The organism is Streptomyces sp. WMMC500, from assembly GCF_027497195.1.
Classification (GTDB): Bacteria; Actinomycetota; Actinomycetes; order Streptomycetales; family Streptomycetaceae; genus Streptomyces.
This window is the reverse complement of record NZ_CP114905.1, coordinates 630,530-652,959: the sequence shown is the minus strand read 5'-3', so window position 1 is coordinate 652,959 and position 22,430 is coordinate 630,530. Positions and strand designations below refer to the sequence as shown.

19 protein-coding genes are annotated in these 22,430 nt (G+C 75.3%); 14 read left to right on the top strand and 5 right to left on the bottom strand.

What is annotated here, in order from left to right; all coding sequences use genetic code 11:
- Nucleotides 1-36 precede the first annotated feature (36 nt).
- Nucleotides 37-672, bottom strand: coding sequence for a YdeI/OmpD-associated family protein (locus tag O7599_RS02660; RefSeq protein WP_281620436.1), 636 nt, complete (start codon nucleotides 670-672; stop codon nucleotides 37-39).
- Nucleotides 673-777: 105 nt separating this feature from the next.
- Between O7599_RS02660 and O7599_RS02655 the strand changes: the two genes are divergently transcribed.
- The gene (locus O7599_RS02655) at nucleotides 778-1,293 is read left to right on the top strand and encodes a GNAT family N-acetyltransferase (protein ID WP_281620435.1); all 516 of its coding nucleotides are present in this window, start codon (nucleotides 778-780) and stop codon (nucleotides 1,291-1,293) included.
- 10 nt (nucleotides 1,294-1,303) lie between these two features.
- Here O7599_RS02655 and O7599_RS02650 read toward each other — a convergent pair whose 3' ends face one another.
- From O7599_RS02650 to O7599_RS02640, 3 genes are read right to left on the bottom strand one after another with little or no spacing between them, the layout of a single operon-like run.
- On the bottom strand, nucleotides 1,304-2,140 hold the full coding sequence (locus tag O7599_RS02650; protein WP_281620434.1) for a heme ABC transporter ATP-binding protein: 837 nt from the start codon (nucleotides 2,138-2,140) through the stop codon (nucleotides 1,304-1,306).
- The gene (locus O7599_RS02645) at nucleotides 2,137-3,453 is read right to left on the bottom strand and encodes an iron ABC transporter permease (protein WP_281620433.1); all 1,317 of its coding nucleotides are present in this window, start codon (nucleotides 3,451-3,453) and stop codon (nucleotides 2,137-2,139) included. Before O7599_RS02645 ends, O7599_RS02650 begins: the two co-directional genes overlap by 4 nt.
- A complete protein-coding gene (locus tag O7599_RS02640; protein WP_281620432.1) occupies nucleotides 3,450-4,475 on the bottom strand; it encodes an ABC transporter substrate-binding protein in 1,026 nt (341 codons plus the stop codon). The genes O7599_RS02645 and O7599_RS02640 overlap by 4 nt, the downstream gene beginning before the upstream one ends.
- A gap of 106 nt (nucleotides 4,476-4,581) precedes the next feature.
- Between O7599_RS02640 and O7599_RS02635 the strand changes: the two genes are divergently transcribed.
- The 11 genes from O7599_RS02635 to O7599_RS02585 all read left to right on the top strand — a co-directional run bounded on the left by O7599_RS02635 (nucleotide 4,582) and on the right by O7599_RS02585 (nucleotide 18,998).
- Nucleotides 4,582-6,120 carry an HtaA domain-containing protein gene (locus O7599_RS02635; RefSeq protein WP_281620431.1) on the top strand — a complete coding sequence of 513 codons (1,539 nt, stop codon included), beginning with the start codon at nucleotides 4,582-4,584 and terminating at the stop codon, nucleotides 6,118-6,120.
- 30 nt (nucleotides 6,121-6,150) lie between these two features.
- Nucleotides 6,151-7,713 (top strand): HtaA domain-containing protein, encoded by a 1,563-nt coding sequence (locus O7599_RS02630; protein ID WP_281623258.1) that lies wholly within the window; start codon nucleotides 6,151-6,153, stop codon nucleotides 7,711-7,713.
- 360 nt (nucleotides 7,714-8,073) lie between these two features.
- Nucleotides 8,074-9,075 (top strand): hypothetical protein, encoded by a 1,002-nt coding sequence (locus tag O7599_RS02625; protein WP_281620430.1) that lies wholly within the window; start codon nucleotides 8,074-8,076, stop codon nucleotides 9,073-9,075.
- A 62-nt stretch (nucleotides 9,076-9,137) separates the two neighbouring features.
- Nucleotides 9,138-10,661 (top strand): amino acid permease, encoded by a 1,524-nt coding sequence (locus O7599_RS02620; RefSeq protein ID WP_281620429.1) that lies wholly within the window; start codon nucleotides 9,138-9,140, stop codon nucleotides 10,659-10,661.
- A 119-nt stretch (nucleotides 10,662-10,780) separates the two neighbouring features.
- Nucleotides 10,781-13,339, top strand: a complete 2,559-nt coding sequence (locus O7599_RS02615) for a nitrate- and nitrite sensing domain-containing protein (RefSeq protein WP_281620428.1) — start codon at nucleotides 10,781-10,783, stop codon at nucleotides 13,337-13,339.
- Nucleotides 13,336-13,776: a roadblock/LC7 domain-containing protein gene (locus tag O7599_RS02610; protein ID WP_281620427.1), complete on the top strand. Its 441-nt coding sequence runs from the start codon at nucleotides 13,336-13,338 to the stop codon at nucleotides 13,774-13,776. The genes O7599_RS02615 and O7599_RS02610 overlap by 4 nt, the downstream gene beginning before the upstream one ends.
- Nucleotides 13,776-14,132: a DUF742 domain-containing protein gene (locus tag O7599_RS02605; RefSeq protein ID WP_281620426.1), complete on the top strand. Its 357-nt coding sequence runs from the start codon at nucleotides 13,776-13,778 to the stop codon at nucleotides 14,130-14,132. The genes O7599_RS02610 and O7599_RS02605 overlap by 1 nt, the downstream gene beginning before the upstream one ends.
- A complete protein-coding gene (locus O7599_RS02600) occupies nucleotides 14,119-14,727 on the top strand; it encodes an ATP/GTP-binding protein (RefSeq protein ID WP_281620425.1) in 609 nt (202 codons plus the stop codon). The genes O7599_RS02605 and O7599_RS02600 overlap by 14 nt, the downstream gene beginning before the upstream one ends.
- Before the next feature lie 15 nt (nucleotides 14,728-14,742).
- Complete coding sequence (locus tag O7599_RS02595; protein ID WP_281620424.1) at nucleotides 14,743-16,323, top strand: FGGY family carbohydrate kinase; 1,581 nt, start codon at nucleotides 14,743-14,745, stop codon at nucleotides 16,321-16,323.
- Complete coding sequence (locus O7599_RS02590) at nucleotides 16,316-17,698, top strand: NAD(P)/FAD-dependent oxidoreductase (RefSeq protein ID WP_281620423.1); 1,383 nt, start codon at nucleotides 16,316-16,318, stop codon at nucleotides 17,696-17,698. Before O7599_RS02595 ends, O7599_RS02590 begins: the two co-directional genes overlap by 8 nt.
- A 52-nt stretch (nucleotides 17,699-17,750) precedes the next feature.
- Nucleotides 17,751-18,998, top strand: a complete 1,248-nt coding sequence (locus O7599_RS02585; protein WP_281620422.1) for an FAD-dependent oxidoreductase — start codon at nucleotides 17,751-17,753, stop codon at nucleotides 18,996-18,998.
- Between the two features lie 96 nt (nucleotides 18,999-19,094).
- On the opposite strand, the gene O7599_RS02580 is transcribed toward O7599_RS02585, so the two are convergent.
- The gene (locus tag O7599_RS02580; protein WP_281620421.1) at nucleotides 19,095-20,273 is read right to left on the bottom strand and encodes an endonuclease/exonuclease/phosphatase family protein; all 1,179 of its coding nucleotides are present in this window, start codon (nucleotides 20,271-20,273) and stop codon (nucleotides 19,095-19,097) included.
- Between the two features lie 190 nt (nucleotides 20,274-20,463).
- Here O7599_RS02580 and O7599_RS02575 point away from each other — a divergent pair, with 190 nt between their 5' ends.
- Together O7599_RS02575 and O7599_RS02570 are read left to right on the top strand one after the other, a co-directional pair.
- The gene (locus tag O7599_RS02575) at nucleotides 20,464-21,315 is read left to right on the top strand and encodes a glycerophosphodiester phosphodiesterase family protein (protein WP_281620420.1); all 852 of its coding nucleotides are present in this window, start codon (nucleotides 20,464-20,466) and stop codon (nucleotides 21,313-21,315) included.
- Between the two features lie 153 nt (nucleotides 21,316-21,468).
- Nucleotides 21,469-22,422 carry a beta-ketoacyl-ACP synthase 3 gene (locus O7599_RS02570; protein WP_281620419.1) on the top strand — a complete coding sequence of 318 codons (954 nt, stop codon included), beginning with the start codon at nucleotides 21,469-21,471 and terminating at the stop codon, nucleotides 22,420-22,422.
- Nucleotides 22,423-22,430: the final 8 nt, after the last annotated feature.

The following is a 22,430-nucleotide window of genomic DNA, read 5'->3' as shown; positions in this document are numbered from 1 at the left end:
TGCCGTGCTGTGCCCGTCGCGCCGTCCGCCGCCGCGCTACGGGCGCTGCCCGGCGTCCAGCATCTCGACGACCCGCGCCAGTTGCCTCGCCCGGTTCTCCGCCGTCCGTGCCCGCAGCAGCCGGAGGATCACCCGGTAGCGGTCCGTCTTCCCGAGCCCGTCGAAGAACGCGGCCGCCCGCGGGCTGCCCGCCAGGGCCTCGGCGAGGTCGGGCGGCACCTCGGCTTTCTTCTGCGAGGCGTACGCCGCCTCCCACCGTCCGTCCTCCTGCGCGGCCCGCACCGCGGCGAGCCCCGGCTCGCGCATCCGCCCGGCGGCGGTCAGGGCCTCGACCCGGTCGACGTTCACGCGTGACCACTGGCTGCGCGGCCGGCGCGGCGTGATCTTCTGCAGGAAGCGGGAGTCGTCATACCGCCTGCGCAGACCGGTGATCCAGCCGTAGCACAGCACGATGTCGTCGACCTCGGCCATGGTGACCGACGCGATGCCCGACCCCTTCCTGGCGACCTTGAGCCACACCCCCGACTGCAGGCCGTGATGCTCGGCGAGCCAGGACTCCAGCGCGGCCGGGCCGGCGAAGGCGCGGACCGGCGCGCCGTCGGGGGAGTCCGGGTCGGAGGCGCCCGTGCCGGGGGAGTCAGCCGCGGGGGTCTCGCTGCCGGGGGATGCCATGCCGCCGTCTCCTTCCGTTGCCGTCACCGCCACCGTACGTCGCGCCGGCGATCTCCGGCGCGGTCCGCGAGGCGGATGTCGCAGCAGGTGGTTAGCGTGGGGGACATGACGACGCACGACGAGAAGCCGGTGCTGCGACCCGCCCGTCCCGGGGACGCGGCGGCGGTGGCGGGCATCTGGCGCAGCGCGTGGCGGGACGCCCACCTGGGGCACGTCTCGGAGGAGCTGGTCGCGATGCGTACGCCGGAGTCGTTCGCCGCCCGGGCGGCGGCGCGGGTGCCGGACACCGCGGTCGCGGAAGTCGGCGGCGAGATCGCGGGGTTCGTGACCGCCGTGGCGGACGAGGTGGAGCAGCTCTTCGTCGCGGCGGAGCACCGCGGCACGGGAGTCGCCGCGCTGCTGCTCGCGGAGGGGGAGCGGCGGGTGGCCGAGCGGGGCCACAGGCAGGCGTGGCTGGCGGTCGTGACGGGGAACGCGCGGGCCCGCCGGTTCTACGCGCGGCAGGGCTGGGCCGACGAGGGCCCGTTCGCGTACCGGGCGGAGGGGCGGGACGGCCCGGTGACGGTGGAGTGCCACCGGTACACGCGGTCGCTGAGCGTCGCCGGGACAGCCGCGGCGTGACGGGGGCCGGTCACGGCGCGCGGCGGGGGACCACCAGGATCGCGCCGGTGCCGGGGTGCTCCAGGATCTCGACGGGGTGCCGGTAGACCTCGCTGAGCAGCGCGGCGTCGAAGACCACCGCCGGCGGCCCCGAGGCGGCCACCCGGCCGCCGTCGAGGACGGTGACCTCGTCCGCGTACGCGGCGGCCAGGCCCAGGTCGTGCAGGACGACCACCACTGCGTCGCCCGCGGCGGCCCGCTCCCGGGCCAGCCGCAACACCAGTTCCTGGTGACGCAGGTCGAGCGCGGCGGTCGGCTCGTCGAGCAGCAGCAGCCCCGCCCGCTGGGCCAGGACCCGCGCGAGGGCGACGCGGGCGCGCTCGCCGCCGGACAGCTCGGCGAAGGGGCGCCCGGCGAACTCCGCGGTCTCCGTCACCGCCAGCGCCCACGCTACCGCCTCGTCGTCGGCGTCCTCCGCGGGGGTGCCGGACCAGGGCGCGCGGCCCATCCGCACCACCTCCCCGACCGGGAACGGAAAGGCGAGGGAGGCGGACTGCGGCAGTACGGACCGGCGCAGCGCCAGCTCCGCCGGCGTCCACCCGGCGACGTCCCGGCCGCCGAGCAGCACCTGTCCTGCCGCCGGCGCGAGGTCGCCGGCGAGCGCGGCGAGGAGCGTCGACTTGCCGGCGCCGTTCGGCCCGACGAGTGCCGCGACCCGGCCGGCGCGCGCGGTCAGGTCGACGCCGTGGAGCACGGCCCTGCCCCCGAGCCGTACGACCAGGCCGCGCGCCGCCGCGGCGGTGCCGCCCGCCGGCAGCGGCTCCGGCAGCCGCCGGTCCGCGCGCGCCCCGAGCAGCGTGCGGATCACGCCCAACCCCCCTTCCTGCGGCGGGTCCTGCGCAGCAGCCAGAAGAAGAAGGGGCTGCCCACCAGCGCCGTCAGCACGCCGAGCGGCAGCTCCGCGGGCTCGGCGACGGTCCGCGCCGCGAGGTCCGCGACCACCAGCACCAGCGCGCCGCCCAGCGCGCTGCCCGGCACCAGGAACCGGTGTCCGGGACCCGCCGCCATCCGCAGCAGATGCGGCACCAGCAGCCCCACGAAGGTGATCACACCCGCCACCGCCACCGCGGCGGCGGTCAGCAGTGCGACCACGAGCACCAGCGCGATCCGCAGCCGCTCCACGTCCACCCCGAGGTGCCGCGCCGGCCGTTCGCCGAGGGCGAGCAGATCGAGTTTGCGCGCGTACAGGGGCGCGACGACCAGTCCGACGGCCGCGCACGGCAGCACGGCGAGCACCTTCGGCCACGTCGCCTGGGAGAGCGAGCCGAGCTGCCAGAAGGTGATCTGGGTGACCTGCGCGTTGTCGGCGAAGAAGATGAACAGGCCGATGAGCGCGCCCCCGAAGGCGTTGACGGCGATGCCGGTGAGGATGAGCGTGACGACCTCGGTGCGCCCGCCGGAGCGGGAGAGCGCGTAGACGAGCAGCACGGTGGCGAGCCCGGAGAGGAACGCGAAGGCGGAGACGGTCCAGTTGCCGAAGACGTCGATACCCAGCGCGATGGCCGCGACCGCGCCCACCGCGGCGCCCATCGAGATGCCGATCACCCCGGGTTCGGCCAGCGGGTTGCCGAACACGCCCTGCATGAGCGCGCCGGCGCAGCCGAGCGACGCGCCGACGAGCAGGGCGAGCACGACGCGGGGGAGGCGCACGTTCCACAGCACGCTCTCGCCGACGCGGCCGAGGCCGTCGCCGCCGAGGCCCATGCGGTGGGCGGCGGAGGAGAGGACGTCGCCGGGGGAGAGGTGGTACGCGCCGACGCCGGCGGCGAGCACGGCGGCGGCGAGCAGTGCCAGGGCGAGGGCGAGGGTGAGGACGCCGGCCCGGCCGCGTGCGACGGCGGGCGCGGCGGTCTTCGACGGCGCCCGGTTCGCGAGGACCGTAGGGTACGGGCGCGGGCCGCCCGCGGCGGTCCGTGGGCCCGCACCGGGCACGGTGCCGTCGGCCCGGCCTGCCGCCTGCGGCGCCGGGGCGCGCGGCGCCTCGTCCGGCTCCCCGGTGCCCGGCTTCCCGGGCTCCGGACTCCCGGTGTCCGCCGCGACGACCGGCCCGTCCGCCGGCGGCTCCTTCGCCACGTCCCCGATCCCGGCGCCGCCCGGCGGCAGTTGCGCCGAGGAGGTCATCGACCCTCGCCCGGGCCGTGGATCTGTGCCACCAGGCTCCGCAGCACCGCGTCCGTGCGCGGTCCGTAGTTGAGCAGCACGCCGTCGTCGACCGACGCGATCCGCCGGTCCATCGCCGCCGGGGTCTGCGCGACGCCGGGCAGTTGCACGAGCCCGTCGACCCCGCCCACCGACTCCAGCCCCTTCGTCATCACCAACAGCACGTCCGGCGCCGCCTTCGCCAGCGCCTCGCTCGTGATCGGCGTGAAGTCCTTGCCGAGACCGGACTCCTTGCCGGCGTCCACGCCGCCCGCCGCCTCGATCAGCGAGACGCCACCGGAGCGCGCGCCGCCCAGCAGGTACACGGACGCCGACCCCCGGACGTACAGGAAGGCCACCCGGGGCTTCCCGCCGCCGGACGGGATGTCCCGGCGGGCGGACTCGATCCGTTCCGCGGTCCGTGCGCGCAGCTTCGCGCCCTCGTCGGTCACGCCGAGTGCGGCGGCCACCGCGTCGATGCGGCTGCCGACGTCGTCGAGATCCTGCGCGGGGTCGAGGACGACGAGAGGCACGCCCGCTGCCCGTATCTGGTCGACGGCCTCCGCGGGACCCGTGGTCTCCTCCGCCAGCACCACGTCCGGCTCCAGCGACAGCACGCTCTCCGCGGAGACGTCGTGCGCCTGCGTCACCACCGGCAGGTCGCTCGCCTGCGCGAACGTGGCGGTGACGTCGCGCGCGACGACGCGGTCGCCGAGGCCGAGCGAGAAGACCAACTCGGAGATCGAGCCGCTGAGCGGAACGATCCGGTCCGCCGCCGTCACCGTGACGTCGCGCCCGTCGGCGGACGGCACGGTGACGGGCAGTTCGGGCGCGGCCTCCGCGGTGACCGGCTCGACGCGATCGGCCGGCGCCTCGGCACCCGTACCGCCGCCCGTGCCGCCGTCGCCGGAGTCCGCGCCGGGGGTGCCGCCGCAGCCGGCCAGGGTGACCGCCAGCGCGGCCGCGGCCGCAAGGGCCCGGGAGATACGGGGAGTTCGCGGCACCGGTTCCACCTTCGGCGTTCCAGGGGTCGCAGGGCCGGGGGCTTCCGGCCTGCTCGGCGATAGCTTAGGTTAGCCTCACCTAAGAAACCAGATCGGGAGGGGATCCATGCTGCGGCGCCTGCGTGCCCTGGCCGCCACCCTGCAGCCGGGCAGAAGGTTCGCCGCCGCCGCCGCGGCCGCGCTGCTCACCGGCGGTCTTGCCGTGGGCGCCGACGTCGCCGCCGCGCCGCCGGCGCAGGCGGCGGCGCGCACCGTGGACGGCGGCCGGCTCGACTGGGGCATCAAGGAGTCGTTCCTCACCTACGTCACCGGCCCCATCGCGCAGGGCGAGTGGACGCTGCTCGACGGCGCCGCCTCCGGATTCCGCTTCCACTCCGCCACCGGCTCGTACGACCCGGAGACCGGCGCGCTCACCGCCGCGTTCGGCGGGGGCGTGCGATTCACCGGGCACGAGGAGAACGGCACCCACCGCCTCGACATGACCCTGCGCGGCTTCACCGTCCGCATCGCCGACGGCCGCGGCACCCTGCACGCGGACGTCGCGAGCAAGGACCGCGAGACGGGGCGGATGAGCACCTCGGCACAGGCCGCGCTCGCCGATCTCGACCTCGGCGGACTCGACATGCGCGGCGGCGGGAGTCCCGTCGCCCTCGACGGCGTGCGCGCCACCCTCACCGCCGAGGGCGAACGCGCCTTCGCGGGCTACTACCCGGCCGGTACCGAACTCGACCCGGTGAGTCTGTCCGTCGACGTACGCCCGCCCGCGGCCGGCTCCGACGACGATCCCGAGCCGTCGGAGAAGCCCGAGGGCGGCTCCGCCGGCGATCTCGCCGGGAACGGCCGCCAGGCCGCCCCCGGCGAGATCGTGGACGGCGCCGTCGACTGGGGTGTGCGCCGCACCTTCCGCGACTACGTCACCGGCCCCGTCGCGCAGGGGAACTGGCGGCTCGGCGGGGGCGCGGAGGACGGCGGCGCGCTGTTCCGCTTCGGGGCCGCGGAGGGTTCGTACGACGCGCGGAAGCAGCGGCTGGAGGCCGGCTTCGCCGGCACCCTGCATTTCACCGGCGAGCGCCTCGACCTGCGGCTCAGCGAGGTCTCCGTCACCGTCGAGGACGGCACGGGCACGCTCGTCGCGGACGTCGCCGACGACGGCACCACGGCCGGGGCCGTCCCCGTCGTCACCTTCACGGCCGGGCGGTTGACGGCGAAGGACGGCCTCGTCTCCGTCTCCGAGGCGCCGGCGAAGCTCACCGCCGAGGGCGCGCGGGCCTTCGGCGGCATGTACGAGGCGGGCACCGCCATGGACCCGGTGTCCGTCGCCGTGGCGCTGGACGCCGATGCCCGGCTGCCCGCCCTGCCCGACCTGGGCAGCGACCCGAGCCCGAACCCGAACCCGAGGCAGGCGGAGCCGGCGAAGGAGGCGCGCGCCGCGGCCGGCTCGGAGCCGGCCGGCTCGTCGTCCACGTCGCCCGCCGTGCCGCTCGGCGTGGGCGGAGCGGGCGTGCTGCTCGCGGCGCTGGTCGCCTACGCCCTGGTGCGCCGGCGTCGGCTGCGCACCACCGCGCCGGTCGGCCCCGACGCGCCCGCCGCGCCGGCCGCCCCCGAAGCCACCGATGCCGCCGGGAAGCCCGGCACGTCCGACTGACACACCGACATGTCCAAGGAGATCCGCGAGATGACCGTCACCCCGCTGCGCCTCACCGCAGCCATCGCCGCCGCGACCGCCCTCGGCGCCGTCGCGCTGGCCCTGCCCGCCGCGGCCGACAGCGCGGCGGGCGGCCCCACGGCCGTCGACCTCACCGACGGGAAGCTGACCTGGGGGGTCAAGCAGTCCTGGCGCACGTACGTCGTGACCACCGCGCACGGCGAGATCACCACCGCGGACGGCGCGGAACAAGCCCCGGACAACGGCCCGTTCACCTTCACCGGCGGCACGGGCACGTACGACGGGAGCACGCACGCCGTCGACACGGCCTTCGACGGCAGCGTGCGCTTCGCCTCCACCCGCCACGGCTTCGACATCAAGCTGGCCGACGTCAAGCTCACCACCCAGGACGCCACCACCGGCGCGATCACGGCCGACGTCACGGCCGCCGGTGCGACGGCGCAGGACGTGGAGTTCGCCGACCTCGACCTCACCGACGTGCGGCCGGGCGACGGCGCGGACGGCGCGATGACGTTCGCCGACATCCCGGCGACGCTGACGGCGGAGGGCGCGGAGGCCTTCAACGGCATGTACGCGGAGGGCACCGCGCTCGACCCGGCAACCCTGTCGGTGAAGCCGGCGAACGACGGCGGCGGCACCGGCGGCACCGCGTCCGGCGGATCCGACGGCGGCAGCGGCACGGGCGGCACCGGCGGCACGGGCGGCACCGGCGCAGGGGGCGCGAGCGGCGGCGGCGACCAGGGCGGCACCACGGGCACCACGGGCACCACCGGAGACACCACCGGAGACGCCTCCGGCGGTACGGAGCAGCCGCCGCAGGCCCCCGGCGCGATCGTCGACGGGCGCCTGGACTGGGGCGTGAAGAAGAGCTTCCGCGACTACGTCACGGGCCCGATCGGCCACGGCAGGATCGAGGTCTCGGACGGCGCCACCGAGCAGCCGGACGGATTCCGCTTCCCGGACGGACAGGGGGAGTTCGACGCGGACGAGCCGTCGCTCGACGCGGCGTTCGGCGGCACCGTGCGCTTCCTCGCCCACGAGGAGGGCGGCACGTACGCGCTGGACCTGAAGTTCAGCGACCTGAAGGTGCAGGCGGACGGCGCCGGCGCGGCGCTGGTCGCGGACGTGTCGTCGAAGGACCGCGAGAGCGGCGAGGTCACCGAGAGCGACGACGTCGCCGTCGCCGACCTCGAACTGGACCCGGCCGAGCTGACGGCCACCGACGACGTCGTCCACCTGACCGACGTCCCGGCCGCCCTCACCGAGGCCGGTGCGGGCGCCTTCGGCGGCTTCTACGACCCGGGCGCCGCCCTCGACCCGGTCAGCCTCGCCGTCACCCTGGACGAGAACGCCGAACTCCCCGGCGACGACCCCACCTCCGGCGGCACCCAGTCCACCGGCGGCTCCGCGGCCACCACCGGCACCCCGGCCTCGGTGGGCGGCACCGACTCCCTCGCCGAGACCGGCAACGGCACCCCGACCACCCCCCTGATCGCCGCGGCGGCGGCCATGACCGCAGCCGGCGCCGCCGCCCTCTACACGACGCGCCGCCGCCGCCCGCTCACCGACTGATCCCACCGGCCCGCAGGAGCGCCGCCCGTCACGGCCACCGCGGCGGGCGGAGCTCGCACGCCCATGTACGAGGCGTCGGACGGGGGTTGGTGGTCCAGACCTTGCGTTGCTAGTCGGCAACAATCCCCGGTTGATTACACAGAACGCCCTTCTGTCGCTACGATCCCCTCGACCCCATCTTGAACGTCCGTTGGAAAGCCGCGCACCAGAACCACGCACGACTCCCGTGCGCGTGCCCGAGGTTTCGATGAACATCGCATGGCTGCCACCGAGGCGCGCCCGCTTAGCCGGCCCGCTACGCTCCCTGTCGCCGTGTCCCGGCCTCGGCGCGCCCCGCCGTCCGCAGCGCGGGGGGTGGTGATGGCCCGCGGTTCCGGGCGCGGCGGGGACTTCCGGCCCGTCTACCATCTCGCCGGGCTCGACGACGACCTGCGGGCCGTCGTCGACGACCTGCGCGTCGGCCGGTGGATGTCCATGCGCGCGCTGCTGGCCCGTACCGGCGCCGACTGGGCGGCGCGTACCGCTCGGTCGCAGGTGCTCGGGGTGGTGGCCGCCAAGTCGGCGGTGGTGCAGATCTGGCTGGACGAGGAGCCGGAGAGCGCCGACGCGCGGATGATGCTGGCCCGGGTCGCCGTCGGGCGGGCCGTGCAGGCGCACCGGCAACGGCATCCCAGCGCCGGGCAGTTGGAGGAGGACGCGCGGCAGGCGTGCCGGGAGGCGGCGCTGCTGCACCCCGGGGACCCCGTGCCGTGGGTCTGCCTGCTGGCGCTGGCGCAGGTCGACGTGCGGCAGCAGCGGCCCGAGCACCGGGTGGCGCCGCCGGAGAACCTGCTGCCGTACGGGCCGTGGGGACTGCTGGAGGAGGTCGTCAAGCGGGACCGGTACAACCGCGAGGCGTACCACCGGGTGCTGCAGATCTGCTCCGCCTCCGGCGGCTCGCAGGCGTACGCGATGGACTTCGCCCGCTGGGTGGGCTCCTGGGCCCCGCTCGCCTCCCCCCTGCTCGTGCTCCCGCTCTTCGCGCACGCCGAGCACTACCACTTCGAGCGCCGCCGCGGGCGCGGCGACGCGCTCGTGCACCGCCAGTGGGCCCGCGAGGACATCATGCGCGACACGCTGCGCGCCCTCGACGGCTGGTTCGACCTCACGAACGCCGACGTGCGCTCCGTGCTGGACCTGAACCACCTGGCCCACGCGCTCAGCGCTGCCCGCGAACACAGCGAGGCCGCCCGCGTCTTCACCGGCCTCGGGCCGTACGCCACCCTCCTGCCCTGGGCGTACGTGACCGAGGACCCCGACCGGCAGGACCTGGCCGAGGCCGAGTTCTTACGCGCCCGGTCGACGGCCCTCGGCAGCGGGTGACCCGGCGGGTCTGTCCGTTTTGCCTGTCATGCCCCTGACATCCCCATCGGAGGTATCACCCCATGTCACAAGCGCCGGTCAGCACCGCCGGCATATCCCGGCGCAAGGACGACGACGCCCACCTCCGCGATCTCGGCTACGAGCCTGAACTCGCGCGGCGGATGGGCCCGTTCGGCAACTTCGCCATCTCCTTCTCGGTCATCTCGATCCTCTCCGGCTGCATGACCCTGTACGGCTTCGGGCTCAGCACCGGCGGCCCGGCCGTCATGATGTGGGGCTGGGTGATCGTCGGCCTCTTCGTGCTCTGCGTCGGCATGGGCCTGGCCGAGGTGACCAGCGCGTACCCCACCTCCGGCGCGCTCTACTACATGGCCCACCAGCTCGGCGGCCCCCGCTGGGGCTGGTACACCGGCTGGCTCAACCTCCTCGGCCTGCTCGGCGCCATCGCCGGCATCGACTACGGCTGCGCCCTGTTCATCGGCGCGTTCTTCAACCTCCAGTGGGGGTTCGAGCCCACCGCGGAGAAGACCCTGGTGATCTTCGCGGTCATCCTCGTGCTGCACATGACGCTGAACCTGCTGCGGGTGCGCGTCGTCAGCATCCTCAACTCCATCAGCGTCTGGTGGCACCTGGCCGGCGTCGCGATCATCGTCGGCGTCCTGATCATCGTCCCCGACCACCACCAGTCGGCCGGCTTCGTCTTCGGCGAGTTCAACAACGACACCGGCTGGAACAACCCGTTCTACGTCACCGCCATCGGACTGCTGCTCGCCCAGTACACCTTCTCCGGCTACGACGCCTCCGCCCACCTGTCCGAGGAGACCACCCAGGCGCAGGTCAGCTCCGCCAAGGGCATCGTCCGCGCGATCTGGGTCTCCTGGATCGCCGGCTTCGTGCTGCTGGCCGGGCTGACGTTCGCCATCCAGGACTACGTCGGCACCCAGGACTCCGCGACCGGCGTGCCACCCGCGCAGATCTTCATCGACGCCATCGGAGAGGGCGGCGCCAAGGCCCTGTTGCTCATCGTCATCTGCGCCCAGCTCTTCTGCGGCAACGCCGAGACCGCCGCCACCGCGCGCATGGTCTTCGCCTTCTCCCGCGACGGCGCGCTGCCCGGCTCCAAGACGTGGCGCCGCGTGTCACCGCGCACCGGCGTGCCCACCCGGGCGGTCATGCTGTCGGTGGCCGTCGCGTTCTGCCTGGCGCTGCCGTCGCTGTACTCGGCGACCGCGTACGGCGCGGTCACGGCCATCAACGTCATCGGCATCACCCCCGCCTACGCCATCCCCATCTACCTGCGGCTGCGCGCGAAGCACCGCTTCGTGCGCGGCCCGTGGCACCTGGGCCGGTGGAGTTCGCTGATCGGCTGGGTCGCGGTGTGCTGGGTGGCCGTGATCACGGTGATCTTCTGCCTGCCGCAGGCGTCGCCGGTCACCGTCGACACGTTCAACTACGCCTCGGTGGCCCTGGCCGCCGTCCTGCTGCTGGCCACCGTCTCGTGGTGGGTGGCCGGCAAGCGCTCGTACAAGGCACCCGTCTACACCGCCGACCCCGAGATGGCAGAGCTCGGCAAGGACCTGGTGTGACGCGCGCCGGGCCGCCGCAGCACCGGCGGCGGCCCGGCGCGCCGCCCCGACCGCAAACGACCAGTGCTCCGTGAGGTCCGATGTCCGCAACCACTCCCCCCGCCCAAGCCGGGCGCCCCATGCGCCTGCGTACGCTCCTTCGTATCCTGGCCGCGGTCGTCACGGCGGGGCTCGCGGCCCTGGCCGCGGTCGGCGCCGTCCGGGAGCTGAACCGGGCCGCGGCCGTACAGGACTACGCCGACACCCTCGACCAGCTCCAGCAGCCGTCGTTGGCGCTCGTCGCCGAACTGCAGGCCGAGCGCCGGATGACGGCCCTGCACTGGGCCCGCGGCCCGGTCAACGCCGCGCAGCTCGGCAACCAGCAGGCGCTGACCGACGAGGCCGCCGTCGCGCTCCGCGAGGTGGCCGAGGAGGCACCCGACGCCGCCGCCCGCCCGCCCCTCCAGGAAGCCCTGCGCAGCGTCGCGGTGCTCGAGGGGGTACGCGAACAGGCCGCCGAGCGCTCCGGGAACCGGGACAAGGTGCTCCAGGCGTACACCCTCACCATCGAGCAGATCATCACCGTGCACACCCGGCTGCGCGCCCACGACGCCAGCCTCTCCGAGGGCTCCCGCCCGCTGGCCGGCCTGCTGCACGCGGGTGAGGCACTGGCGATCCAGGACACGCTGCTCGCCGGTGCGCAGGACGGCCGGCTGCCCGCCTCCGACCACTCCCGCTTCGCCAAGTCCGTCGGCATGCAGTGGTTCGCGTACGAGATGCTGGCCGGACCGCTGCTGCCCAGCGGGGAGAAGGCGCGCTTCGACGCCATCACCACCTCCGCGGAGTGGACCGAGAAGTCCCGTATCGAGGACGCGGTGCTGGGCGCGAGCCGCGAGTCCGGCAGCCCCGTGGTCCTGCCCGCCGCGGCGGCCGGGTGGCAGCAGACGTACGAGCGCCTCGGCCCGAGCCTCGCGGGTCTGGCCACCGCCCGGATCCAGGCGCTGGCCGACGACGCCGACGACCGGGCCGGCGAGCTGCGGATGACCGCGTACGTCACCGCCGCCGGCGGCGTCGTGCTGGTCGCGATCGTCCTCCTCATCGTGCTGTGGATCAGCCGCGCCATCGTCCGCCGGGCCGAGGAGGTGCGCTCCAGCGCGCTGGCCGTCGCCCGCCGGCAGTTGCCGCAGATGATCGTCCGGCTGCAGCGCGGCGAGGACGTCGACCTGTCGGTGCTGCCCGGGCAGGTCGCCGCCACCGACGAGTTCGGCGAGATCTCCAACGTCGTCGCCCGGCTCGCGGAGGAAGTGGTCGACGCGGCGCGCATGGTGCACGAGGAGCGGTTCGGCTTCGAGAAGTTCGCCGAGGGCGTCACCCTGCGGGCCGTCACGCTCATCGTCAACGTGCTGCACACGCTGGACGAACTGCAGCACCGCTACGCGGACACCGACCCCGCGCTGCTGGCGGAGCTCTACGAGCTGGACCACCTCACCGTGCGGGTCCGCCGCCAGTTGGAGAACCTGCTGGTGCTCTCCGGCGGCTCGGTCGTCGGCCCGCACACCGAGCCCGTGCACATCGCCAACCTGATCGTCGACGCGGCCGGCGAGTCCCGCGGCTTCGCCCAGGTCACCAAGGAGTTCCAGGCGGAGGCGTGGGTGGTGCCCGAGGTGGCGGGGGAACTGACCCACCTGATCGCCGAGCTGATCGAGAACGCCACCACCTACTCGCCCAGCGGCTACGAGGTCTTCGTCCGCGCCACCCACACCGCCACCGGGGTCGCCATCGAGGTCGAGGACAAGGGCCGGGCGCCGGAGAGCTGGTTCTTCGAGGCGCTCAACGGGCGGCTGCTGGACGCGCCGCCGTACTCGGTGCTCGCCAAGTCCTCCGACCAGCTCGGCCTCTTCGTCGTCGGGCAGTTGGCGCAGCGCCACGGGGTACGGGTCACGCTGCAGCAGGGCCGCTTCGGCGGCGTGCTGGCGGTGGTGCTGATCCCGTCCGCGCTGCTGACCGGCGCCCCGGAGCAGTTGGGGGACCGCACCCCGGCACGCAAGCCGCTGCCGGCGCGCTCCGGGCCGCGCCCCGCGAAGCGGCGCGAGCCGACGGCGGCCGGGCTGGTACGCCGCGAGCCGGCGCGGGCCGGCGGTCCCGCCGGTCCCGTACGCCCCATCGACCCGGCGCCCGGCGTGGCACCCCCCCGCCCCGCGGACGACGACGTGCCGGCCCCGGAACGGCACGGCCTGCCGCGCCGCCAGGGCCGGCCCACGGCGCCGGCGGCGCCCGCGGAGGTCGCGCCCAGCGCCGGGCCCGGGGCCGCCGCGGACCCCCTCACCGAGCACGTACGAGCCGAGGAGCCCCTCCCCGTACGCGTCAAGAAGCCCCACCCGGAACCCGCCCCGGAACCGGCCGCCGCGCCGGCCCCGGAACCGGCGTACGAACCGACCGAGGAGTTGCCCCTGCCCCCCGCCACCCCCGAGACCGCGACCGAGTCGCCCCGCGAGGCCGAGCCTGCCCCCGAGCGCCCCGCGGCCCGCGTCGGCGGGCTGCCCCAGCGCGTACCCGGCACCAGCATGGCCGGCCAACTGCGCGACGGCAGGCGCCGGCCCGCCACCGCCATGGACCGACGGCCGCTCGACAGCATCGAGTCGGCGTTCACCCAGCTTCAGGAAGCCCTGACCGACCCGGAGGAAGACAGCGACCGATGAGCAGCCTCAGGCACGTGAAGAACGTCATCCCCGCGAGCCCGGAGGACGCGGCCGTCTTCGACAACCTCCGCGACAACCTGCAACTGGTGCCGGCCCTCACCGGCTTCGTCCTGCTCGCCGACGACGGCCTCGCCCTCTGCGGCTACGGCCTGGACTGGACCCGCGACGACGTCCAGACCATCGCCGCCGCCTGCTCCGGCCTCGCCAGCCTCGCCGACGGGCTGTCGATGCCGGTCGACGGCGGCTCCGTCCTGCACCTGAACATCACCATGGAGCACAGCCACCTCATCCTCACCGCCTGCGGCAACGGCAGCACCCTCGTCGTCTACACCTCAGGACCGGAGTCCATCGGCCTCGCCATGCGCGAGACCGTCCGTGTCGCCCGCGCCTTCAAGCACCAGCTCGGCGTGGGTGCCCGCAGGACTCGCATCCGGTAATGAGCGCGCCACGGGGAACGCGCAGAACGCGGACGTTCGCGCTCACCGGATCCCGCACGGACCGGGCGTCCGGTGAGCAGTTCACGATGCACTCCACGGTCCGCGCCGCCGTACTGGCCGACGACGCGCGCAGCATTCCCGAGGAGTGGCAGACGATCCTGCGGCTGTGCGCGGGGCCCGGCATCGCGGTGGCCGAGCTGGCGGCGCGTCTGGAGATGCGGCTCACGCCCGCCGCCGTCCTCCTCGCCCAACTGCTGGAGCAGGGGCTCATCGAGCACAGACCGCCGATGAGCGATCCCGACGCCATGAACATCGATTTCCTCCGACGAATCAGGAGCGGCCTTGAGCGAGCCTGACACCCGGGCCCCGGACGCCGTCTGGGACGCCTACCTCCCACCCGTGAAGATCCTCGTGGCCGGCGGGTTCGGAGTGGGCAAGACCACGGCGGTCGGCGCCGTCAGCGAGATCACACCGCTGCGCACGGAGGAGCGGCTGAGCGCGGCCGGGGTGGGCGTGGACGACCTGTCCGGCATCGAGCAGAAGTCCGCCACCACCGTGGCCATGGACTTTGGCCGGATCACGCTGGACGTGGCGGTGCTGATGCTGTTCGGCACGCCCGGCCAGGAGCGGTTCTGGTTCATGTGGGACGACCTGCTGCGCGGCGCGCTCGGCGCGGTGGTGCTCGTCGACACCCGGAGACTGGACCGCTCGTTCGCCGCGGTCGACTTCTTCGAGAGCCGCGACCTGCCGTTCGTCGTGGCCGCCAACTGTTTCCACGGCGAGCAGGACTACGATCCGGAGGAGATCCGCGATGCGCTCACCCTGAGGGAGCCCGGCACCCCGATCATCATGTTCGACGCCCGGGAGCGCGAGTCGGTGCGCCGCGTGCTGCTCGCCCTGATGGACCATCTGATCGCGTCCGCGGAACCCGCCCACGCCCACCGCACGTAGGAGGCCCGCCCCGCCATGACGACCGTGCTCGCCATCGACCAGGGCACCTCCGGCACCAAGGCCCTCGTCGTCGACCCGGGGGCGCGGGACGGCGGGGGCAGCGGCAGCAGCGGCATCCTCGCCCTCGCCGAGGTACCGGTGACGCCCGACCACCTGCCGGGCGGCGGGGTGGAGCAGGACCCGGCGCAACTGCTCTCCTCGGTGCTGGCCGCCGGGCGGCAGGCCGTCGAGGCCGCGGGCCGGCCGGTGGACGCGGTGGCGCTCGCCAACCAGGGCGAGACGGTGCTCGCCTGGGACCGCGCCACCGGCAAGCCGCTGTCGCGGGCGGTGAGCTGGATGGACTCGCGCGCGCAGCGGCAGTGCGACGCGCGCGCGGACGCCGCCGAGTGGGTCGCCCGGCGCACCGGGCTGGTGCTCAACCCGTACTTCTCCGCGCCGAAGATGACCTGGCTGCGCGAGAACGGCGCCCGCGAGGGCGTCGTCACCACCACCGACACCTGGCTGCTGCACCACCTCACCGGCGCATACGTCACCGACGCGGCCACCGCCAGCCGCTCGCTGCTGCTCGACCTCGACGCCGTCGACTGGGACCCCGAGCTGGTCGCCCTCTTCGGGCTCGACCCCGCGGAGCTGCCGCGGATCGTGGCCTGCGACGAGGTCGCCGGCACCACCGCCGCCTTCGGCGCCGAGGTGCCGGTGGCCGGGCTCGTGGTCGACCAGCAGGCCGCGCTCTTCGGCGAGGGCTGCCTGACCGCGGGCACCGCCAAGTGCACGTACGGGACCGGGGCGTTCCTCCTGGCCAACACCGGCAGCGCCGCCGTGCGCTCCGGCTCCGGGCTGACCACGTCGGTCGCCTGGCGGGCGCGTGGCGCCACCCCGTACTGCGTGGACGGCCAGGTGTACACCGCGGCCTCCGCGGTGCGCTGGCTGACCGAGCTGGGCCTGGTCGGCTCGGCGGCCGAGCTCGACGAGGCGGCGGCCGAGGACGCGGCGGGGGTGGTGTGCGTGCCGTCGTTCGCAGGGCTCGCCGCGCCCTGGTGGCGCTCGGAGGCCACCGCGTCGTTCGCCGGGCTGACGCTGGCCAGCCGCCGCGAGCACCTGGTGCTCGCCGTGCTGCAGGGCGTCGCCGCCCAGGTGGCGGAGGTGACGGCGCTGGTCGCCGCCGACCTCGGCGGCCCGCTCACCCGGCTGCGGGTGGACGGCGGGCTGACCCGCAGCCGCACGCTGATGCAGGCGCAGGCCGACCTCTCGCAGGTGCCGGTCGACGTCTACCCCTCGCCGCACGCCACCGCGCTCGGCGCCGCGGCGCTGGCCCGGATGGCGCTGGAGCCGGAGCTGTCGGCCGCGGACGCGGTGCCGCGGTGGACGCCCGGCAGGACGTACGAGCCGCGCTGGCCGCGGGCGCGGGCGGAGGAGTTCCTCGACCGCTGGCGTACGGCCGCGGGCGCGGCGCTGCCGCGGCAGGACGCGCCGGCGGCCGACCCGGCGGACCTCGGACCGCCGGATTCCGGGCAGGCGGACCCCGGACCGCAGGACCCCGGACCGGCGGACGGCGCGACCGGGCGCACCGCCCCGCGGGAGGACGGCCGTGGCTGAGGCGGCGGCACCGTACGACGTGGCGGTGATCGGCGCCGGCGTCGTCGGCGCCGCCGTCGCCCGCGAACTGGCCGGCCACGAGCTGTCCGTCGCCCTCCTCGACGCCCGCGACGACGTCGGCGAGGGCACCAGCAAGGCCAACACCGCCATCCTCCACACCGGCTTCGACGCCACCCCCGGCACCCTCGAATCCCGCCTGGTGCGCCGCGGCCACGCCCTGCTGTCCGCGTACGCGGACGCCACCGGCATCCCCGTCGAGCGCACCGGCGCCCTCCTCGTCGCCTGGACCGACGAGGAACTGGCCGCCCTGCCCCGGCTGCACGACAAGGCGGTCGCCAACGGCTACGAGCACTGCGCGCCGCTGACCGCCGCGGAGGTCTACGCGCAGGTCCCCGCGCTCGGCCCCGGCGCCCTCGGCGGCCTCGCCGTCCCCGGCGAGTCCGTGATCTGCTCCTGGACCACCACCCTGGCGCTGGCCACCGAGGCGCGGGCGCGCGGCGCCGCCGTCCTCCTCGGCCACCGCGTCGAGGCCGCCGAGACCGGCCAGGACGCCACCACCCTGCGCACCACCGGGGGCGACGTCACCGCCCGCTGGGTCGTCAACGCCGCGGGCCTGGCCGCCGACACGGTCGACCGGCTCTTCGGCCACGACCGCTTCACCGTCACCCCGCGCCGCGGCGAACTGCTCGTCTACGACAAGCTCGCCCGCCCCCTCGCGCCGCGCATCGTGCTGCCGGTGCCGACCTCCCGCGGCAAGGGCGTGCTCATCAGCCCCACCATCTACGGCAACGTCATGCTCGGCCCCACCGCCGAGGACGTCGCGGACCGCCGCGACACCGCGACGACCGCCGCCGGCTACGCGTTCCTGCTGGACAGGGGGGAGCGGCTGATGCCCCGGCTGCTGCGCGAAGAGGTCACGGCGGCGTACGCGGGGCTGCGCGCGGCGATCGACCGGGACGACTACCTCGTCGAGAGCGACGCCGAACGGCGCTACCTGCTCGCCGGCGGCATCCGCTCCACCGGCCTGTCCGCCTCCCTGGCCCTGGCCGAACACGTCCGCGACCTGCTCGCCGCCGCCGGCCTCGCCCTCGTGCCGCGTACGGAACTCCCCGAACCGCCGCGGATGCCGAACCTCGGCGAAGCGGCGCGGCGCCCGTACCGGGACGAGGAGCTGATCGCCCGGGACGGCGCGTACGGCCGCGTCGTCTGCTTCTGCGAGCGCGTCACCGAGGGCGAGATCCGCGACGCGCTGCGCTCCCCGCTGCCACCCGCCGGCGTCGACGGGCTGCGCCGCCGCACCCGCGCCATGAACGGCCGCTGCCAGGGCTTCTCCTGTGCCGCCGAGGTCGAGGCCCTGCTGGCGGCCGGCCGGTGAGCCCCCGTACGCGCCCGACCACCGTCCTCGACCCCGCAGCGGAGCCCGGCCGATGAGCACCACCCTCACCCCCGACGTCGTCGTGGTCGGCGCCGGCCCCGCCGGGCTGACCGCAGCCGCCCGGCTGGCACCGCGGCTGCCGCCCGGCCGGGTCCTCGTCCTCGACCGCGAGCGCGCACCCGGCGGCATCCCCCGGCACAGCGCCCACACCGGCTACGGCATGCGCGACCTGCACCGCGTCCTCGACGGTCCCCGCTACGCGCGGACCCTGGCCGCCCGCGCCGCCGCCGCGGGCGCCACGATCCGCACCGAGGCCACCGTCACCGGCTGGGCCGGCGACCGCGCCCTGGACGTCACCACCCCGCGAGGGCTGCTGCGCGTCGAGGCCCGCGCCGTGGTGCTCGCCACCGGCGCCCGCGAGCGCCCCCGCCCCGCCCGGCTCATCCCCGGCGACCGGCCCGAGGGCGTGCTGACCACCGGCCGGCTGCAGAACCTGGTCCACCTGCACGGCCGTACGCCCGGCCGGCGCGCGGTCGTCGTCGGCGCCGAGCCGGTGAGCTGGTCGGCGGTGCTGACGCTGCGGTCGGCGGGCTGCCGGACGGTGCTGATGACGACGGAGCACGACGTGCCCGAGTCGTACGCCGCGTTCACGCACCCGGGGCGGCTGGCGCTCGGCGTGCCCGTCGCCACCCGGACCCGCGTCGTCCGGATCGTCGGCCGCGGCCGGCTCACCGGGGTCGAGATCGAGCACCTGGACACCGGGCGCCGTACCACCGTGGACTGCGACACCCTCGTCCTCACCGGCGACTGGGTCCCCGAACACGAACTGGCCCGCGCCGCGGGCCTCGACCTCGCCCCCGGCAGCGCCGCGCCGCTCACCGACACCGCGCTGCGCACCAGCGCGCCCGGGGTGTTCGCCGCGGGCAACGTGCTGCACCCCGCCGACACCGCCGACGTCGCCGCGCTCGACGGGCGGCACGTCGCGCACCAGGTGCTCCGCGCGCTCGCCGGGCAGCAGGCGGCGCCGGGCCCCGGCGTGCCGCTGGTCGCCGACGCGCCGTTCCGCTGGGTCGCGCCCGGACTGCTGCGCCCCGGTGACCCGCCGCCACCCCGGGGGCGGCTGCTGCTGTGGTCCGGCGAACTGGTCCGCGTGCCGCGGGTGACGGTGCGTCAGGACGGCCGGATCCTCGGCCGCCGCACGCTGCCGTGGCCGGCCTCGCCCGGCCGGGTCTTCCGGGTGCCGTGGCGGCTGGCGGCGGGCGCCGACCGGCACGGCGGTCCGGTGCACGTCGGCCTGTGACGCCACGGCGCCCGCACCGCCCCGCCCCGTGCGGCGTGGCTCGGCTCCGCTGCGTCCGTCGTCACGGGCTCGCGGGGGCGTGCGCCGAAGCCCCCGCTACCGCCCGCCGCCGAGCCGGAGTTCGGTGACCACGCCCGCGTGGTCGGACGGCCAGTACCCCGTCGGCGTCGAGCGGTCCGCCTCCCGGCCGCCGACCACCTCCGCCGCGACCGCCCGCACCCCGTGCGGCCGGTACAGCACGTGGTCGATGCGGTGGGACAGCTCGTCCGGCGCCAGCAGCGACCCGCTCTGCCCCGCCGTCCAGCCGCCCGCCGGGTCGCCGCCCGCGGCGGTCCAGGCGTCGGCGTAGCCGGCCTCCGCGAGGATCCCGTAGGCGCCGGCGGCGTCCGTGGGGCGGGAGTTGAAGTCGCCGGCCAGGACGACGGGATGGGGCGAGTCCGCGAGCGCGGCGGCCAGCTCGCGGGCCTGGGCGGCGCGCACGTCGGGGGTGCCGAACGCCTCCAGGTGGGTGTTCGCGAAGCGGAAGGTCCCGCCGCGCACCGTGACGTCCACGGCCGACCAGCCGCGCGGCACCTCGAAGGAGAACCCCGGGATGCGCGAGGGCAGGACGGCCCTCGCCCCGTACGCCGCGGAGGTGACGTGCGCCGTACGCGGCCGGGAGGCGGCCGGCCCGTCCCGTACGACGATCACGTCCCGGTCGGTGAACCGCGCCTCCTCGGTGGCCGAGACGGGCAGCCGGCCGGTGAAGTTGTCGTTCGCGGCGACGGCCCGGTAGGGGGTGCCGCGCGCGGCCAGCTCGTCGAGCAGCAGACGCAGGAAGTCGTAACGGACCGTCAGCCGGCCGCCCACCGGCCCCTTCTCCCAGCGGGCCACCTCCTGGAGCCCCACCACCTCGGGCCCGCGGGCCGCGAGCACGTCGGCGAGTGCCGTCGCGCGCTCGCGGAAGTCCGTCGCCTCCATCGCCGCGTACACCTCGCCCGCGCGCGCGACCAGCTCCGCCCTGCTGCCCGCCGAGAACAGGGGCTGCAGGTCGGCGCCGAGGTAGACGTTGTACGTGGCCACGCCCACGGCGTGCGCCCCGCGCCCGGCCCCGTCCCCGCGCGCCCGCGGCTCCTCCCGCGCCCGCCCGGCCTCCCGCGCCTCCTGCTCCCGCGGCCCGTCGTCCGGCTCGGGAGCCTGCCTGCCCGGCCCACCGCACGCCGCCCCCAGCGCCGTCACCAGCACCGCCAGCACCACCAGACCGCCCGGCCTCCCGCCGCGCCGTACGCTCCGCATCGCTCCGCCTCTCCGGCGCGCCGCCGTCCACCGGGTCCGTGCGCGCACACCGCATCCCAGCATCCGGAACACCCCCGGGCAAGCATCGTCATGTCCCGACCACGGCCTCTTTACGTGATCGTCCGCCTTGTTTAACGTCACGTCTTCAGCCTCGGCAGCACCACCAACACCACGAGAGCGAAGGTCAATTGTGAAGCTCGTGAGATCCCTGCTGCGGGCGGCGCCCGTCCTCGCGGCCCTGACGGCCGCGGGCGTCCTCGCCGGCGCGTCCGGCGCCCAGGCCGCGTCCGCCGGTCCCGACGTCATCGCCCACCGCGGCTCCTCCGGCGTGGCGCCCGAGAACACCGCGGTGGCGACCCGGCTGGCGGTCCGCCAGGACGCCGACTTCGTCGAGATCGACGTGCAGCGCACGAAGGACGGCAAGCTCGTCAACTTCCACGACTGCACCATGGAGCGGACCACCGACATCGAGGAGGTCTACCCGGGGCGGCCGAGCTACCGCGTCTCCGACTTCACCTGGGACGAACTGCGGGGCCTGGACGCCGGCTCGTGGTTCTCCGACCGGTACGCGGGCGAGCCGATCATCACCGTCGACCGCGTCATCGACATCATCGACCGCAAGTCGGGCCTGCTGGCCGAGATCAGCCCCTGCGGTCACTACGACGCGAGCCTGCCCGCCGACTTCGCCGAGCTGCTCCAGGACAGGCCGGCCTACGTGCGGCGCGCGCTGGCCCGGGACCAGTTGGCCGTGCAGTCCTTCGAGACCGACGACGCGCAGGGCTTCAAGAACCTCATGCCCGAGGTGCCCATCGGCTTCCTCGACGCCGACCGCCCCACCGAAGCCGAGCTGGTCGCGCTGAGCGCGTGGGCCGACCAGGTCAACCCGCAGTACACCATCACCGACCAGGCCCTGGTCGACCGCGTCCACGAGCTGGGCATGGACATCAACGTCTGGACCGTCGACGAGCCCGGCGCGATGCGCAAGATGGCCGGACTCGGCGTCGACGGCATCATCACGGACTACCCGCAGTCCCTCACGTAGCGGCGTCCCGGACCACGAGGCGGCGGCGCGGCAATGGCACATGCCGCCAAAGACCCGCGCCGCCGCTTTGACGGATCTCCACTGCCCAACTCCCGGCGCACCCGGCAGACTCGAAGGGCACCCTACGACCAGTCACCCCAGCGGAGGCGGCCCATGACCACCGGATCGCGGATCCTCGCCCTCGGCCACTACCAGCCGGGGAAGGTGCTGACGAACGACGACCTGGCCGAGTTCGTCGACACCAGCGACGAGTGGATCCGCAGCCGGGTCGGCATCCGCACCCGGCACGTCGCGGCCGACGACGAGACCGTGGACATGATGGCCGCGCACGCGGCCGCCAAGGCGCTGGCCGGCGCCGGTACCAAGACCGAGGACGTCGACCTCGTCATGGTCGCCACCTGCACCGCGGAGAACAAGGTGCCCAACATGGCCGCCCGCGTCGCCGACCGCCTCGGTATCCGCGCGCCCGCCGCCATCGACGTCAACGTCGCCTGCTCCGGCTTCTCCCACGCCCTCGCCCAGGCCGACCACGCCATCCGCGCGGGCGCCGCGAGCCGCGCCCTGGTCATCGCGGCGGAGAAGCTGACCGGGGTCACCGACTGGAACGACCGCTCGACCGCCGTCCTCACCGGCGACGGTGCCGGCGCCGCCGTGGTCGCCCCCGCGGCCGGCCCCGCAGAGGCGGGCTTCATCGGCCCCGTGGTGTGGGGCTCGGCGCCCGGGATGGGGCCCGCGGTGCGAATCGAGGGCACGCCCTCGGTCTTCGCGCAGGAGGGCCAGGCCGTCTATCGCTGGGCCATCAAGGAGCTGCCGCCGATCGCCCGCGGCGTCCTCGAGCGCGGCGGCGTGGACCCGGGCGACCTCGCGGCGATCGTGCTGCACCAGGCGAACCTGCGGATCATCGAGCCGCTCGCCCGCAGCCTCGGCGCGCCCCAGGCGGTCGTCGCCACCGACGTCACCGAGTCGGGCAACACCTCCGCGGCGAGCGTGCCGCTGGCGTTCTCCAAGCTGGTGGCGCGCGGCGACGTGCCCTCCGGCGCGCCGGTGCTGCTCTTCGGCTTCGGCGGCAACCTGTCGTACGCGGGCCAGGTCGTGCGCTGCCCGTAGCCGGGCGG